Source organism: Algoriphagus antarcticus, from assembly GCF_002150685.1.
GTDB lineage: Bacteria > Bacteroidota > Bacteroidia > Cytophagales > Cyclobacteriaceae > Algoriphagus > Algoriphagus antarcticus.
Map to the genome: position 1 here is coordinate 53,699 of NZ_MSSW01000050.1, position 15,555 is coordinate 69,253.

12 protein-coding genes are annotated in these 15,555 nt (G+C 41.9%); 5 read left to right on the forward strand and 7 right to left on the reverse strand.

Features of this window, described 5'->3' with window-relative positions:
• Positions 1-3: 3 nt before the first annotated feature.
• Both BVH04_RS16760 and sucD read right to left on the reverse strand, forming a co-directional pair.
• A complete protein-coding gene (locus BVH04_RS16760) occupies positions 4-1,635 on the reverse strand; it encodes an ABC-F family ATP-binding cassette domain-containing protein (RefSeq protein WP_086542620.1) in 1,632 nt (543 codons plus the stop codon).
• Positions 1,636-1,858: 223 nt separating this feature from the next.
• Positions 1,859-2,740, reverse strand: a complete 882-nt coding sequence (gene sucD / locus BVH04_RS16765; RefSeq protein ID WP_086542621.1) for a succinate--CoA ligase subunit alpha — start codon at positions 2,738-2,740, stop codon at positions 1,859-1,861.
• 286 nt (positions 2,741-3,026) lie between these two features.
• Here sucD and BVH04_RS16770 point away from each other — a divergent pair, with 286 nt between their 5' ends.
• The 4 genes from BVH04_RS16770 to BVH04_RS16785 all read left to right on the forward strand — a co-directional run bounded on the left by BVH04_RS16770 (position 3,027) and on the right by BVH04_RS16785 (position 6,657).
• Positions 3,027-4,202, forward strand: a complete 1,176-nt coding sequence (locus BVH04_RS16770; RefSeq protein ID WP_086542622.1) for a hybrid sensor histidine kinase/response regulator — start codon at positions 3,027-3,029, stop codon at positions 4,200-4,202.
• Positions 4,203-4,204: 2 nt separating this feature from the next.
• Positions 4,205-4,837 (forward strand): ABC transporter ATP-binding protein, encoded by a 633-nt coding sequence (locus tag BVH04_RS16775; protein WP_086542623.1) that lies wholly within the window; start codon positions 4,205-4,207, stop codon positions 4,835-4,837.
• Positions 4,834-6,099, forward strand: coding sequence for an ABC transporter permease (locus BVH04_RS16780; protein WP_086542624.1), 1,266 nt, complete (start codon positions 4,834-4,836; stop codon positions 6,097-6,099). The genes BVH04_RS16775 and BVH04_RS16780 overlap by 4 nt, the downstream gene beginning before the upstream one ends.
• A 117-nt stretch (positions 6,100-6,216) precedes the next feature.
• Positions 6,217-6,657 carry a hypothetical protein gene (locus tag BVH04_RS16785; RefSeq protein ID WP_086542625.1) on the forward strand — a complete coding sequence of 147 codons (441 nt, stop codon included), beginning with the start codon at positions 6,217-6,219 and terminating at the stop codon, positions 6,655-6,657.
• A 185-nt stretch (positions 6,658-6,842) separates the two neighbouring features.
• On the opposite strand, the gene BVH04_RS16790 is transcribed toward BVH04_RS16785, so the two are convergent.
• The 5 genes from BVH04_RS16790 to BVH04_RS16810 form a co-directional block, all read right to left on the reverse strand.
• A complete protein-coding gene (locus tag BVH04_RS16790) occupies positions 6,843-8,366 on the reverse strand; it encodes a SulP family inorganic anion transporter (protein WP_086542636.1) in 1,524 nt (507 codons plus the stop codon).
• A gap of 611 nt (positions 8,367-8,977) precedes the next feature.
• Entirely contained in the window at positions 8,978-10,402 is a 1,425-nt protein-coding gene (locus tag BVH04_RS16795; protein ID WP_086542626.1) for a DUF6600 domain-containing protein, read from the reverse strand.
• 976 nt (positions 10,403-11,378) lie between these two features.
• A complete protein-coding gene (locus tag BVH04_RS16800) occupies positions 11,379-11,720 on the reverse strand; it encodes a hypothetical protein (RefSeq protein WP_086542627.1) in 342 nt (113 codons plus the stop codon).
• The gene (locus BVH04_RS26685) at positions 11,683-11,934 is read right to left on the reverse strand and encodes a transposase (protein ID WP_394335236.1); all 252 of its coding nucleotides are present in this window, start codon (positions 11,932-11,934) and stop codon (positions 11,683-11,685) included. Before BVH04_RS26685 ends, BVH04_RS16800 begins: the two co-directional genes overlap by 38 nt.
• 54 nt (positions 11,935-11,988) lie before the next feature.
• Positions 11,989-12,645, reverse strand: coding sequence for a DUF4372 domain-containing protein (locus BVH04_RS16810; protein WP_086542629.1), 657 nt, complete (start codon positions 12,643-12,645; stop codon positions 11,989-11,991).
• Between the two features lie 233 nt (positions 12,646-12,878).
• Between BVH04_RS16810 and BVH04_RS16815 the strand changes: the two genes are divergently transcribed.
• Positions 12,879-15,305: a TonB-dependent receptor gene (locus tag BVH04_RS16815; protein ID WP_086542630.1), complete on the forward strand. Its 2,427-nt coding sequence runs from the start codon at positions 12,879-12,881 to the stop codon at positions 15,303-15,305.
• The last annotated feature ends 250 nt before the right edge of the window (positions 15,306-15,555 follow it).

A 15,555-nucleotide genomic window follows, 5' to 3' on the forward strand; every position in this document is an offset into this window, starting at 1 on the left:
AAACTACCTCTCCACTTCCTTCAAATTCTCAATCTTCTTAATTCTCAGGAAGCCATTAATGTCTTCGAAGTGCTCTTTCACCCGCTTATTCCCGAATTCAAATACCTTGGTTATCAAGCCATCTAAGAAGTCTCTATCGTGAGATACGATGATCAACGTCCCATCAAAAGCCTTTAATGCGTCTTTGATAATATCCTTGGTTTTCATGTCCAAGTGATTGGTCGGCTCATCGAGAATCAGCAAATTCACTGGTTCTAAAAGTAGCTTAATCATCGCCAAACGAGTTTTTTCTCCACCAGAAAGCACTTTTACTTTCTTGTTGATATCATCGCCTTTGAACATAAATGCCCCCAAAATATCCTTCACTTTAGTGCGAGCTTCCCCAACTGCGATGTGGTCAATCGTTTCAAAAATCGTCAAGCTCTCATCCAAAAGAGAAGCCTGGTTTTGAGCGAAATATCCGATCATGGAATTGTGTCCCAATTCACATTTTCCTTCAAATTCTATCTCACCCATAATCGCCTTGATCATGGTGGATTTACCTTCTCCGTTTTTACCGACAAAGGAAATTTTCTGTCCACGCTCGATGGTCATGGCGGCATTTTTGAACACCACATGCTCATCGTATTTTTTACTCATGTCTTCGACGATGACAGGATAGTTACCAGATCGTGGAGAAGTAGGGAACCGAAGTTTCAAAGCAGAGCTGTCCACTTCATCCACTTCGATGATGTCCATTTTCTCCAGCATTTTCACTCGGGATTGTACCTGAAGTGTCTTGGAATACGTGCCCTTGAAGCGGTCGATAAATCCTTGGATATCTGCAATGACCGCTTGCTGTTCTTCGTATTGTTTTTGCTGCTGCTCGCGACGTTCTCTTCTTAGCTCTAGGTAATGACTGTATTTGGCTTTGTAATCGTAAATACGGCCCATGGTCACTTCGATAGTTCTCGTAGTGATATTATCCACAAAGGCTCTATCGTGGGAAATCACAACCACTGCCTTAGCCTTGTTCAGTAAAAAATCCTCAAGCCACTGAATAGACTCAATATCCAAGTGGTTAGTAGGCTCATCGAGTAGTATCAGATCTGGCTTTTGCAAAAGGATCTTCGCCAGCTCAATTCGCATTCTCCACCCTCCGGAAAATTCAGAAGTATTACGTGTCAAATCGGCTCTCTCGAAGCCCAAACCAAGCAAAACTTTTTCCACTTCCGCCTCATAATTCACTTCCTCGATAGCGTAGAACTTCTCGCTCAATTCCGAAACATCCTCGATCAGCTTATAGTACTCATCAGATTCGTAATCCGTTCTCACGGTCAATTCCTCATTGATCCGCTCGATCTCAGTCTTCATGTAAAGGTAGCTGGCGAAAGCTTTGGACGTCTCATCCATCACTGAGCAATCATCCGAAGTAAGCAAGTGCTGAGGCAAATAAGCCACGACAAAGTCTTTTGGAGCCGAAACAGAACCAGAACTCGGCTTTGTCTGACCAGCGATGATCTTTAAAAGTGTGGATTTCCCTGCACCGTTTTTACCCATAAGAGCGATCTTGTCGGTTTCGTTGATGGCAAAGGAAACATTACTAAAAAGTGTGGAACCGCTGTGAATGACAGCCACATTATCTACTGAAATCATAAGTTTTGGAAGTGAAGCGGCAAAGGTAAGGAATTGAGAATTTAAAAATTGGTAGAATTGAAGAACTTGTTCGCCGCGGCGAATTGGAAAGTGGAATGAGGAGTTAAGATGAATCGTGAACTTACTTTTTAAAAAAAAACCGCCCCGAACTCAATCGAAGCGGCTTCAAACCCACCAATGAGGGCAGGCATCGGGCATCTGTCACCAAACACCCTATAAATATTTAAGCATTCACGCCCAAGGCTTTCGCCATGGTAGCTCCGATCTCCGCTGGAGAATCTACTACATGAATTCCATTTTCTCTCATGATTCTCATTTTGGCAGCTGCAGTATCGTCAGCTCCTCCTATGATCGCACCCGCGTGACCCATTCTGCGTCCTGCTGGAGCAGTTTGACCAGCGATGAATCCCACTACAGGCTTTTTGTTGCCAGTTTCTTTGATCCACTTTGCAGCTTCAGCTTCGTAGTTTCCTCCGATTTCACCGATCATCACGATCGCGTCAGTCTCCGGATCTTCCATCAGCATTTGTACTGCTTGCTTAGTGGAGGTTCCGATGATAGGATCTCCACCGATACCGATGGCTGTAGATACACCAAGACCTGCTTTTGCTACTTGATCAGCAGCTTCGTAAGTCAACGTTCCCGACTTAGATACGATACCTATTCTTCCTTTTTTGAAGACAAAGCCAGGCATAATACCCACTTTAGCTTCTCCCGGAGTGATTACACCTGGGCAGTTTGGGCCGATAAGTGTCGCTCCTCTTTCTATTATATAAGGCTTAGCTTTCATCATATCTGCTACAGGAATGCCTTCTGTGATAGCGATGATTACTTTGATGCCTGCATCTGCAGCTTCCATGATCGCATCCGCAGCAAAAGCAGGCGGCACGAAAATGATGGAAGTATCTGCACCAGTTTTTTGAACAGCTTCTTCTACAGAATTGAACACTGGCTTTTCCAAATGAGTCGAGCCTCCTTTACCTGGAGTTACACCGCCGACTACGTTAGTTCCGTATTCGATCATTTGCTGTGCGTGAAAAGAACCTTCTGAACCGGTGAATCCTTGTACGATTACCTTGGAATTTTTATTTACTAGTACACTCATGATGCGATTTCTATAGTTTGGCACAAAAATATAATAAACCGACCGCCTACAAAAGAAAAGGATAACAATATGCAGGGATTTCGATGATTCTTTGCAAAAGCTGGCATTCCAGGGTGAGATGACAGGGAAAATTGCTGAAGGTCTAATCTAACTTTAGGCATTCCGAAAATGAAATTTAATTTTGAATGAGTCTGCATTTATGAAGCAATTGTTCCATTTCCACTTACTAGACTTTTATTTTTTATATTTTCGATTCAAATTAGATTTTTAACATTTTTCATGATCTATGTTTAGCCTTAAAATCCTCATCGTTGAAGATGATCCGGTATCAGCTCTTTTGCTTCAGCGCGCGCTAGAGAAAAACAGACACGAAATCCTGGGAATAGCCGATTCAGGGGAAAAAGCACTGGATATTTTGGCCGCAAATCACGCCGATATGGTGATGATGGATATCAATTTGGCTGGTGAACTGGATGGGATAAAAACTACAGAAATCATCAATGAGATATACGATATTCCAGTTGTTTATCTGAGTGCAAGCTCTGATGCTGAGACACTTAATAAGGTAGTGGGCACCAACCCTAGTGCTTATGTGATCAAGCCGTTTAATATCCGTGAGCTAAACATGGTGATTGAACTGGCGATCTACAAAGACCGCAAGGAGAAAGAGCTTTATAAGCTCAATAATGAACTGGAAGAAAAAGTAAAGCAGCGTACAGAGGAACTTTACAATGCGAATAGAGAGCTTACCAAAGCATTGGAAAAGGAGCGGGAAATCAATGAATTGAAGTCGAGGATAGTATTGAATGTTTCCCATGGATTTAAAACCCCGCTGACTTCCATTTTGAGTTCTGCTCAGCTACTTCAGATCTATGCGGAAAAGGAGCATCCTTTCAAAGCGAAGATCACTAAGCATACATTCAAAATCGAAAACGCAGTTAGAGCTTTGAATAGTTTGCTGACTAGCGTGCTGTTTTTCGGAAAATCGGATGCGGATAAGATCGAGTTCAAACCCAAAAAGATGTTTTTGGGTGCTTTTGTTAAGGAGGTGCTAGATACTGTAAATGCAGGCAAGGATAACGACGTGAAAATCAAATCTGAATTAGTTAATCTTCCTAAAGTAATTACCTCTGATAGAGAGCTAATGTATCAGGTGTTCGAAAATCTTCTCTCAAACGCTGTTAAATATTCAAAAGATGGACAGGAAGTGGTTTTTAAAATGGAATTCGCAGATAATAAAGTGATTGGTACGGTAGCTGATCTCGGTATTGGAATTCCTTTAGCTGAACAAAACCAGCTTTTTGAGCGTTTCTTCAGAGCAAAAAATGTAGGAGTAGTAGAGGGATCAGGCTTGGGCCTTTCTATTGTGAAAAAATGTGTGGATGTGTTGAAAGGAAGGATCAGTTTTGATAGTAGCTCGGGCAAAGGCACAACCTTCAGGGTAGAAATTCCAGTTACTTAATTATGCTTTTTGAATCAAGAAATCTAAAATATAGTCATCCCGGCCAACAATCACTGACTTTTCCCGATATCACCCTACATCCAGGAGAAAGTATGCTTGTGCTGGGGAAATCAGGTTCAGGGAAAACTACCCTGTTGAATTTGCTTGCAGGATTGCTCAAGCCCGAAACAGGTGAAGTGAGGTTGGCGGAGCAGAACTTGGCAGCCATGAAAGGACAGAAACTGGATTTATTTCGCGGAAAAGAGATCGGAATAGTCTTTCAGAAGCCACATCTTCTTGCTGCTTTGAATGTCAAAGAGAACCTTCAGATGGCTCACTTTTTTGGCAAGAAAAAAGGACAAAATATTGAACAGTTGTTGGAGGAATTGGGATTGGGTAAGAAAGCTAAATCATCTGTATTAACATTGAGTGAAGGAGAAGCTCAGCGCGTGTCAATTGCTCGGGCATTGGCAAATAGCCCAAAGTTGATTCTCGCAGATGAGCCTACTTCGAGCTTAGATGATGAAAACACGGAAAAAGTCATCAAACTTCTGAAAACTCAAGCAGCCAAAATCGGCGCAGCGCTGATCATTGTCACCCACGACCATCGTGTGAAAGCACACGTTCCCAATTTTGTTGAAGTAAAAGCCTTATGAATTTATTTAAACTCAGTTGGAAATATTTGACATTCAGGCCACTTTCCACAGGATTGAATGTGTTTTTGCTCGCGCTTGGATTGGCTATTATCACCGTTTTGCTTCTTATTCAGGATCAGTTCGAGAAAAAGATGAATCAAGATGCTGCTGGGATTGACTTGGTAGTAGGAGCTAAGGGAAGTCCCTTGCAATTGATTCTTGCAGGAGTTTATCACATTGATTTTCCGACAGGGAATATCCCGATGGATGAAGCGCAAAAACTCTCCAGAAATCGCTTGGTGAAGAATATCATTCCGATGGCTTTGGGAGACAATTACCAAGGCTTTCGGATTGTGGGTACAAACTATGATTATCCAGCGCTGTACGGAGCTAAACTACAGGATGGAAAACTTTGGGAAAAGCCATTTGAGGTAGTTTTGGGAGCTGAAGTTGCAGTAAAATCTGGCTATCAAGTAGGGGATGAGTTCCTCGGAAGTCACGGTATCAGCGTAGGAAGCCATGAGCATGATGCCAATAAATTCATAGTGGTTGGTCTATTGGAGAGAAAAGGCAATGTCCTCGACCGCCTGATACTGACCAGTGTGGAATCGATTTGGTATACACACGATGAAGGAGGAGAAGTTGAAAGTTCAGATTCTACAGCGAATTACGAAGAACACCAAGCAATCAATCTTCAGGAATCAGTAGCTATCAGCGGCTTTCCGAAATCTGCTGAATCCAGAGACTTGACCACGCTTTTGATCCAATACAGAAATCCGATGGCAGCGATTCAGTTGCCGAGATTAATCAATTCTGGCACTTCTATGCAAGCTGCTTCGCCTTCTTTTGAGATGTCTAGGCTTTTTGAATTGCTGGGCGTTGGGATTACCTTGCTGCAGGGGCTGGCAGTGGTGATTATAGGGATTTCAGGACTTGGGATTTTCATTGCGCTTTATAATTCTCTAAAGGAAAGAAAGTACGATCTCGCGATTCTACGTGCGATTGGAGCATCAAGGGGACAGCTATTATTGTTAATTTTCTTAGAAGGAATTATGCTGACTTTTCTGGGAGCTATTCTCGGGATTTTGCTTGGGCATACGTTTCTTTGGGTGATTATTTCGCAGAATGAGCAAGGGGTTGTTGGGTCTCTTCAGTCTTGGATTTTTCTCAAGCAAGAACTTTGGATAGTAGTTTATGCGTTAGTGGTGGGAGTTTTGGCTTCTATTATTCCAGCTTATGCAGCTTATCAAACAAGTATTGCAAAGCAATTGACAAAGGCTTAACTAGCGGCTGATTAAATACCCGAATATATGAAATCGAGCATGACTCAAAAGTCACATACTGTGATAATTATAGCTTGCGAGATTACATAGCACCTTTGAATATCAAATAATAAACAGATGAAAAAGTTAAAAATAGCCCTTTTGGCAGTTCTGGTGACGATTCTGGGACAGGCGTCTCTTTTGGCACAAAGCACCAATGTCTGGAAAAACCTCTCAGAGGTTACTTATAAAATCTCTGAGGATGAGTACGGTGAGCTATATGTTCCTGTCTTTTCAGATAACATCAGCAAGATGGAAGGCAAAGTAGTGGAGGCTGATGGTTACATTATTCCTTTTGAGGGGATGTTCAAGCCAGAGCATATCATCCTTTCAAGTTTGCCTTTAGCTGAATGCTTCTTTTGTGGCTCTGGTGGACCAGAAACTGTGATGGAAGTGGATATGGCTTCGCCTATCAAATATACTTCCAATAGAGTACGGGTGCGGGGAACGCTTACCCTGAATAGCAAAGATCCAGAGAAGCTGATGTATATTTTGAAGAATGGAACGCTGGTCAATTAAGAGACTGTTCCTAAAACTTTTATACCAATAAGGGCAAGAGGTTTTCGCAGAGGGAAAAACTTAAAATTTAGTCTTTAATTAAAAAGTTTGACATGTGTCAAGACTGCCTGCGGGAAGGCGAGGCCAGTTCGAGCTGTGTTCTCTGCGAAAACCTCCGCGAATCTCTGCGGTTAAAATACCCTACATTAATCTACCACCAATTTATACGTAGGGTCTTCGATCACATTCACATCAATTATTTCGTCTGCATTTGCAAGAAGCTTTTTACAATCGGGACTCAGATGTTTCAAGTGTACTTTTTTACCGACTTTATGATAGCGCTCAGTCAATTTGTTCAACGCCTCAATAGCAGACATATCCACAACACGACTTTCCTGGAAATCTATAATCACTTCTTTAGGGTCATTTAGCACGTCAAATTTCTCATTGAAAGCAGCAATGGAACCGAAGAAAAGTGGACCAAACATCTCGTAGTGCTTCACGCCATTTGCATCGACATTCTTTCTAGCTCGGATTCTTTTTGCATTATCCCAAGAGAAAAACAAAGCTGCTAGAATAACACCGATCAAAACCGCCAAAGCCAAGTTGTGCAAGAATGCAGTAATCAACGTCACCAGCACCATCAAGAAAACATCTGATTTTGGCATTTTGGTGAATGTGCGAAGACTGGCCCATTCGAATGTGCCAATAGAAACCATGATCATCAGGCCTGTAAGAGCTGCCATTGGTACTTGCTCGATCAGGCTAGAGCCAAACATGATGAATACTAAAAGCATCACTGCTGCCACAATTCCAGAAAGTCTTGCTCTGGCACCGGAAGAGATATTGATCAAACTCTGACCGATCATCGCGCAGCCACCCATTCCTGAGAATACACCTGAAAGCATATTTGCGATTCCTTGTGCCACAGCCTCTTTATTTCCACGTCCGCGTGTTTCCGTGATTTCATCGATGATATTTAATGTCAACAAACTTTCAATTAAACCTACACCGGCTACGATAGCTGCATAAGGGAAAATGATCTGTAATGTTTCTAATGTCAAAGGAACAGACGGAAGGTGAAAAGGAGGGAAGCCACCTTGAATGCTGGCTATATCTCCTACCGTCTTTGTGTCGAGGTTCAAAAGGCTAACCAGTCCAAACACAACGAGAATAGCTGTCAATGATGCAGGTACTGCTTTGGTTAACTTTGGTAAACCCCAAATGATTAACATAGTCAACAGTACCAATCCAAGTAAAACGTAAAGAGTCATGCCTGTCAACCAGGTGCCATCTCCACCTTTGAATTGATCCAATTGGGACATGAAAATGATAATTGCTAGTCCATTCACAAATCCAAAAATCACAGGGTGAGGAACCAGACGCATCAGTTTTCCAAGTTTCAAAGCTCCGGCAGCTATCTGAATAATCCCTGCAAGCACCACTGCTGCGAACACATATTCTACACCATGGGTTGCGGCAAGCGTCACAATTACTACTGCGATAGCACCTGTAGCTCCCGAGATCATCCCAGGACGTCCTCCCAAAATGGAAGTCACAAGTCCCATCATAAAGGCGGCATATAAGCCAGTAAGCGGAGAAAGTCCCGCGATCAAAGCAAATGCTACCGCTTCAGGAATAAGTGCCATGGCTACTGTCAGTCCAGAAAGAACTTCTGTCTTGTAGTCTACTTTTTGGCTGAAATTAAATAAGTTGAAGTATTGTCTCAAGGTATGAATAGGTTGGCCGACTGAGGTCGATGATGTTGAAAACAAGCTACAAAGATAGACAAAAAGCCGTATTCGGAATTTTATTTGGTGAGATAGCAGGGAAATCGCTTTAAAATTCTATAGTCAAATTCACCATAAGCAAAATTGACTTCGATTGAGTGATAAATATTTTCTAATTTTCAATTGGAAATAGTGATCATGAAGGGATCTACCATTATTAGACATTGGTGAAACCTATTGGTGAAAGAACACCCAACAACCCTGGAATGCTTAAGATTTTTGTTCGACAGCTTCACTTTCGTGGTGTTTGTGCGTCTCATTTATCCCCGCATTTCATACAGGGCTATTCTTGGTTTGACTACTTCGTAGTCTTTTGATTGGGGTTGCTCGTCCTGTAGAGACGACTGAATTTTTCACGAAACGTTCCTACGGAACGTCGAACCAGTCATGTAGTTCATTGACTACCTACCAATTGTCCCCACGGAAGAAATATCCCTTCTTCCTCAAAAAAATAATCGCGTCCTCTGCGAAAAACTCTACGTTCCCTGCGGTTAAAAAGCAAAAAAAAGGGTAGCCAGTCGGCTACCCTTTTGAATTGGTTTAGTTTAAATCTAATTATTCCCTCTCGTTCTGGAACTACTTCTTGAAGTTGAACTGCCTGATGATGATCTCGAAGTAGAGGCTGGAGCTTTTCTTGATTCAGATGAGCTTTTTACCTGCGGAGTAGATCGGCTAGGAGCTGGTTGTGCTTGTCTAGTCTGAGTACTACGAGCTGGGCTGCTCTTTGCTGCTGGACTCGGAGACTGCGACCTTGAAGGAGCAGTCTGAGTTCTACTTGGAGTCGAACGCTGCGCCGGAGCAGATTGAGTTCTGGATGGAGTCGACCTTTGAGTAGAAGCTGGACTCTGCGTTCTAGCCGGAGTCGATCTAGTCTGACTTTGTGTGCTACTTTCTGGTCTTGCAGCAGGTGTCGAGGATCTGGTTTCACTACTTCTAGAATTGGTAGAAGTCCCTTGGCTTTGACGACTTGGAGTAGAAGTTCTGGTTTGAGCGCCTGAAGATGGTCTTGTGTCAAAGCTACCTCCCCTTGAAGTAGGAGTGGTAGATCTTACACCTGAATTCTCAGATCGATTTGGAGTATTTGCTCTGTCTGTTGATCTTACAGATCCTGAGGAAGTACTTGCTGAACGTCCTGATACAGATTCTGATCTACTATTTACTCTATCAGGGTGTGTTCTATTTTCTCCTGAAGAAAGTACTCTAGAAGGTCTAGCTCCGGTAGTGGTTCCTCTTGCACTTTGCAAATCAGGTCTGTAGGCTCTTACTGCATTTCTTGAGGCGACGGTTCTTCCAGGTGTACTACTATTCTCTATTCTACGCTCAGGATAAGATCTGTTTGTCACTCGCTCCACATCTCTTCGACCTGGACCACTATAGTATGTATTGTTGTTGTATACAACTGTGTTGTTAATGATAGTTGTGTTGTTATAAATGTTAACTCTTCTGCCTCTAGGGACATAGTAATTATAGACATTCGCGTAGGCGAATCTTCTCTGAGGTACAAACAACCAGTAAGATGCAGGGATATTCACTCTAAAATTTATGGAGAATCCAGGCCCCATCGGTGCCCAGCCATAATATCCGCCTCCTGATCTCCAGTCTACCCAAGCTGGTCCCCAATTGTAATCAGGAATCCATGCCCAGCTCTGATAATTGTCGTCAAAATACCATCTACCGTAGTGGAAAGTAGCCCAACCCCAATCGTAATCGGAAACCCAGGTATTGCCGTAGCCAGTCATTACCCAATGTCCGTTAGTTCCGTAAGGATGGAAATCTTCATAGACTGCCGGTAGCCATACATAGCCATGTCGACCGTCTTTCACCCAATCTCCATAAGGCATCAATTCATCGTAGAAAACCTGAAATGAAACTCCACCAACATTGGTTGCTTGAGCTTCATTTGGGCTTAGCCAGATTAAAGCGATGATTCCCATCATCAAGTTTCTCATCCATCGTGGTACTTGTAGAGTTTTCATATTTAGAGGGTTTAGGTGTTAAATTATTAGTTAAGTTCTTCTTTGGGTTTGTTGTCTTTGAAACGCTTCCTAATTAGGTAGATGCAATATTCTGGTAAAAGGATGCATGCATACTAAAACCAAAATCACGCCAAGTTTGAAGACTTCTTTAAAATGGGTGATTCTTAGGTGTGTTTTACGTAAAAAATTAGACCAATGGTTTCGGTAAATCTTAATATTGTCTTAAGATTGTATTAAAAATTTGGTACTTATATAAAAATATACTTTAAGTGTTTTTGATCTAAAAAATAATTTTGAAATAGTTTTATGCTTTTTGGAGAAAAATAGGAGATGGGAGGGAAGATTTTTTTTGAAATAAATTTCAGAGCTTATCGATAGTTGAAAAGTGTGTGGCGTAAAAATGTTAGCTCAGGGGCTTATGTCTCACAAACTTCTGTCCGATTTTCTGCTTATCCAGAAAGAATAATTAAATCAAAGTATAAAAAAGACGTATTTCTAAAACTTGACCCTCTTGTACTCCTGTGAATTCTTTTTCTTGATCTTCGTTGCTGAAAAGTTCAATAAATCCATTACTGCTATAGTTTCAATTTGCACAGGTCAATTTATTGGCATCTTAAAAAGTATAATTTAAACAATGCTATGGAGGATCATCATTTAATCTCAATGCCTCACCCATATGTTCATTTTTCAAATAATCATCTAATTTCACTATTAAAAAGGGGGAAGACCTGTTAACAACTATAACATTATAGGTGGATATAAAAAGGTGCAAAGAAGTTTCTTTACGCCATTTAAACAGATGCAAGCAAGTCTTGAAATGGATTGGTTGGAAGGAGATGAGATTTTTATGGTTGAGTATTCATTTTCCGACGCTCCTAATTAATGCGGGGATTAAATCTGCGTTTTAATAATAATTAAAAATTACTGTCATCGGAGTAACTGTCTAATCGTCTAAAATAGTGTGTTTTTAAGCGAATTAGGAGGCTTTTTCTTTTTCTCTCAAAACACCCCCCCCCTGCTCAATTTTGAAAATATCCAATTGCACTATTTCTAGATTCCGCTTCTCTGTGTTGATCCAGTTCGTTTTTAGTATGGTCTGAAAACAAAAATAGGATATCAGGTTGGCTTTGGCTATCGAAACCAAGGTGGTAAACTGTTCTGCTTCTTTTATCTTTTTATGGATGACGCTTATGATCAGGTTGGCGATTAGTACCAACCAAACCTGCGTTTTGATCCCTTCTGCGCTGTCAAAGAAAAAGTAGTCCAGCTCATACCGATCGCTATCGGTATTGTTTGATTTTTTTAAAGAAGGGTTCAATTTCCCAGCGGTTCTTGTATTGCAATACGATTGTGTGAGATTGAATGTCAAATAGGTTGCTCAGAAACCTGAATATCTTGCCTGTCAATGGATCTTTGTAAGTGATCAATCGCGCCTTTAGTGGTTCTCCTGGAGCCTTTAAGATGACAAGCTGGTCTAAAATAGTGCCTCCGGAAAGGAAGTCATGTATATCTTCACGAAGTGTACGGATCATTTCGTAATTCGCATTCTCGTTGAGCCGTATGACGAAAAATGCTCCGCCTTCTGTTTATCTTTTATAGACCGAGTAGTTGACATCGCCCTTGTCGAAGACATAAATACTGCCTTTTTGAGGTTTGAGCTGTCCGAGGAAATCTTTATCATTGGTGCTGTCTGCCGTCAGCCTGACCAATTCAGGCACCAAATTGTCCTGCGGAAGAACTGCATGTGCCTTGAGTCCGCCTTTCTTTTTGCCTGATATCGGATTTCTTCCCGCTCCTTTGAAGACATCGGTAAACAGACTCAAGGTGTTGGAGTCAACTAGCTTTACGTGATCAGGTGACACTTCCCCATTGATGGGCAGACTCAGATAGCCTTCCGAAATCTCACTCTTTTGATGGGCTAAAAGCAGATAATAAATGTAGCCAAAGACTTCATTTGAACGCTTAAAGTTTGAATAGGAAAGCGTGCTGCTGGCAGGAAGCCTGTAAATACCCAGGTAGCTGAGCTTATTTTCCAAAAACAGCAGGCACTTACACAGGCTATTCAGCGAATTAGTTTTTGATATTACCCTATAGAGCATAAAAACTAGCTGTTTCGAAGTGCTCATGGTCTTGGAATAGCGATCCGATTTAAAGGTCTCCCCTGCTTGATCAACCAACTCACGGGGGATAAAGGAGATCAATTGGCAGATAGTCGGCTGTCGGGATAATTTTGCATGTTGCATCGGGCTGGTTGTTGTGTTGTAACTATAACTTGCACCAAAAGGCGGAAATTACCCAATAGGTGTTCCGCCTTCACCATTTTGTACTATTCTGAGAATGCTGATTTTGGCTGGTTTTTTACTCGGATGCAAGTAAAATTTAATCGGATATTTTCTAAATAAAGCTTGTTTAGAATAGATCCAGATAATAGATTTGCATCATTATTTAAATCAAGTCTAAATAAACACAAGTAAATATGAGGTTATTTTATTCCAGCATTTTCTTTTATCTGCTTTCAATCTCTTTTGTCTTTGCACAGCGGAATGCAGTTCAAGGGAAGATTCTTGATCAAGAGCAGAAGCCTATTCCAGGAGTTTCAGTCATAGTAGAAGGAACCGTGAGAGGAGTACAATCCGATCAAAATGGAGCCTTTGTAATCAAAGATTTACCAGTTGGATCCTATGCATTAAAAACAAGCATGATTGGGTTCAAAACTCAAAGTTTGTCTTTTTCGATTGGCAAAGACGCGGTCAAAAACCTTGATTTTGTATTGGTAGAGGATGATATCTGGTTAGAATCGTTCGAATTGATGGCTAGCCGCGGAATGAACGGCCAAGGTCGTCTTCCTGAAGTGGAAGATTTCCGAATCAATGCGGGCAGAAAAAATGAAGTCATTCACTTAGGTGAGATTGACGCCAATCTGGCAATGAATAATAGCCGACAGATTTTTGGACGGACTCCGGGGATTACCATTTGGGAAAATGACGGTTCTGGAATCCAACTTGGTGTGGCTTCAAGAGGATTGAGCCCAAACAGATCTTGGGAATTCAACGTCCGAATGAACGGCTATGATATTACTCCTGATCCAATGGGCTACCCAGAGGCATATTTCACTCCTCCAATGGAAGTGGTGGAAAATATCGAAATCATTCGTGGAGCTTCCTCTTTACAATATGGTCCACAGTTTGGAGGATTATTGAATTTTGTATTGCGCAAGCCAGATCCATCTACCCGATTCACGGCAGAGACAATCAATACGGTAGGGAGCAATGGACTTTTTAGCACCTTCAACTATATCGGAGGAACCGAAGGGAAGTGGGACTACACTGCCTATTACCAAAAAAGAAGAGGAAACGGATGGCGTGATAATGGATTCTTCAATACAGATCACGCACATCTTGAGGTCAACTACGCAGTGAGCAATCGACTGAAAATTGGGACTGAAATGACTTATATGACTACTGAAAGTCAGCAGCCAGGCGGTCTAACCGATGCACAGTTTGCGGCCGACCCAAGTCAAAGCATCCGATCCAGAAACTGGTTCAGTACCCCATGGTTTATCCCTTCACTAAATGCAGACTACATCGTCAGCCCGAAGACTAAGTTAAATCTGAAAGCCTTTGGAAGTATCGCTGAACGAAATAGTGTTGGTTTTACGAGCGCAATTACTCAAGAAGATGATTTGGGAAACCGTCAAGTAGACCGCGACTTGTACCATACTTTTGGTACAGAATTGAGGCTAAGCACTGCATATTCACTTTTTGGAAAAGAACATAATCTGGTTGCAGGATACCGATTCTACAAAGGTAATATAGACCGAAATCAAAAAGGTGTAGGAAATGCAGGTACTGATATGAATTTTGATTTGGTGGAGTCCAGCTATCCCCGTGATTTGGATTTTGACAATGTGAACCATGCTGCATTTGTAGAAAACATGTTCAATGTGACGGATAAACTTTTGCTCACTGCAGGTCTTCGATTGGAGAATATTTCTTCCAACATGAAAGGTATCCTGAATACGGTAAATGGCGTACCTCAGCTTTTGACTCCTGAGCAACGAACGCGAAACTTTGCTTTACTAGGTTTTGGTGGAGAATATCATTTGACGAAAACGACGGAATTGTACACCAATTTTTCTCAGGCTTATCGACCGGTTTTAATTTCAGATTTGACTCCTCCAGCTACCACTGATGTGATCGATGCGAACCTAAAGGATGCCCGAGGTTATAATTTTGATCTTGGTTACCGTGGAAACATAGGTGATTTCTTGAACTTCGATGCGAGTTTTTTCTACCTGAACTATGCAGACCGAATTGGAACCATCACTCAAACTGCTGCTGATGGAACTCGTTTTCAGTTCCGTACCAATCTTGGCACCTCGGTAAGTCAGGGAGTTGAAGCTTTTGTGGAATTTGATCCAATCACAGCTTTCGTCGGCAATTCATCGATTGGTTATATCCATCTTTTCTCCTCGCTAGCTTTTGTCAATGCGGAGTATCAGGATTTTGAGCGAACAAGTATCACGAATGGTGAAATTGTTGTGAGCAACCTAGCAGGAAATCGAGTGGAAAATGCGCCGCGAAAGATCAACCGTTACGGTGCCACTTATCGCTTCAAGGATTTCTCCATGACTTGGCAGTTGAGTGATATCGGAGAGGCTTTTTCGGATGCAACAAATTCTGTGGAGCCAAATGCAGCCGCCACTTCGGGTTTGGTTCCAGCTTACTCCGTTCAGGATCTGTCAGCAGGATATACTCTTAAGAAGAAATACAGCTTAAAGACTGGCGTAAATAACCTGACGGATGAAGCTTACTTCACCCGAAGAGCGGGAGGTTATCCGGGACCGGGAATTATGCCTGCTGATGGTCGGACTTTCTACCTGACTTTTGGAGTGAAATTCTAGAAAAACAAACTGCAAAAACCACTTCTGAAAGGGAGTGGTTTTTTTTACATTTTTTTAACCACGGAGGACACGGAGGATGCTCAGAGGACGCAAAGTAACCTTTGAGGTCTTTTCTCGAACCTTTGATTTTGGAACAGAGCTATTAGACCTCGAAGGTTTTGTATTGACGATGCTTTTTTTAACCACTAAGGGCACGGAGGTTTCGCAAAGGGCGTAAAGCAACCTTTGAGGTCTTTTCTCGAACCTTTGA

Bases quoted from the DNA above. Each gene is read 5' to 3' on its own strand.
- BVH04_RS16770 (WP_086542622.1), top strand. From the start codon at position 3,027: ATGTTTAGCCTTAAAATCCTCATCGTTGAAGATGATCCGGTATCAGCT.
- BVH04_RS16760 (WP_086542620.1), bottom strand. From the start codon at position 1,635: ATGATTTCAGTAGATAATGTGGCTGTCATTCACAGCGGTTCCACACTT.
- sucD (WP_086542621.1), bottom strand. From the start codon at position 2,740: ATGAGTGTACTAGTAAATAAAAATTCCAAGGTAATCGTACAAGGATTC.
- BVH04_RS16775 (WP_086542623.1), top strand. From the start codon at position 4,205: ATGCTTTTTGAATCAAGAAATCTAAAATATAGTCATCCCGGCCAACAA.
- BVH04_RS16795 (WP_086542626.1), bottom strand. From the start codon at position 10,402: ATGAAAACTCTACAAGTACCACGATGGATGAGAAACTTGATGATGGGA.
- BVH04_RS16810 (WP_086542629.1), bottom strand. From the start codon at position 12,645: ATGCAACATGCAAAATTATCCCGACAGCCGACTATCTGCCAATTGATC.
- BVH04_RS16780 (WP_086542624.1), top strand. From the start codon at position 4,834: ATGAATTTATTTAAACTCAGTTGGAAATATTTGACATTCAGGCCACTT.
- BVH04_RS26685 (WP_394335236.1), bottom strand. From the start codon at position 11,934: ATGATCCGTACACTTCGTGAAGATATACATGACTTCCTTTCCGGAGGC.
- BVH04_RS16815 (WP_086542630.1), top strand. From the start codon at position 12,879: ATGAGGTTATTTTATTCCAGCATTTTCTTTTATCTGCTTTCAATCTCT.
- BVH04_RS16785 (WP_086542625.1), top strand. From the start codon at position 6,217: ATGAAAAAGTTAAAAATAGCCCTTTTGGCAGTTCTGGTGACGATTCTG.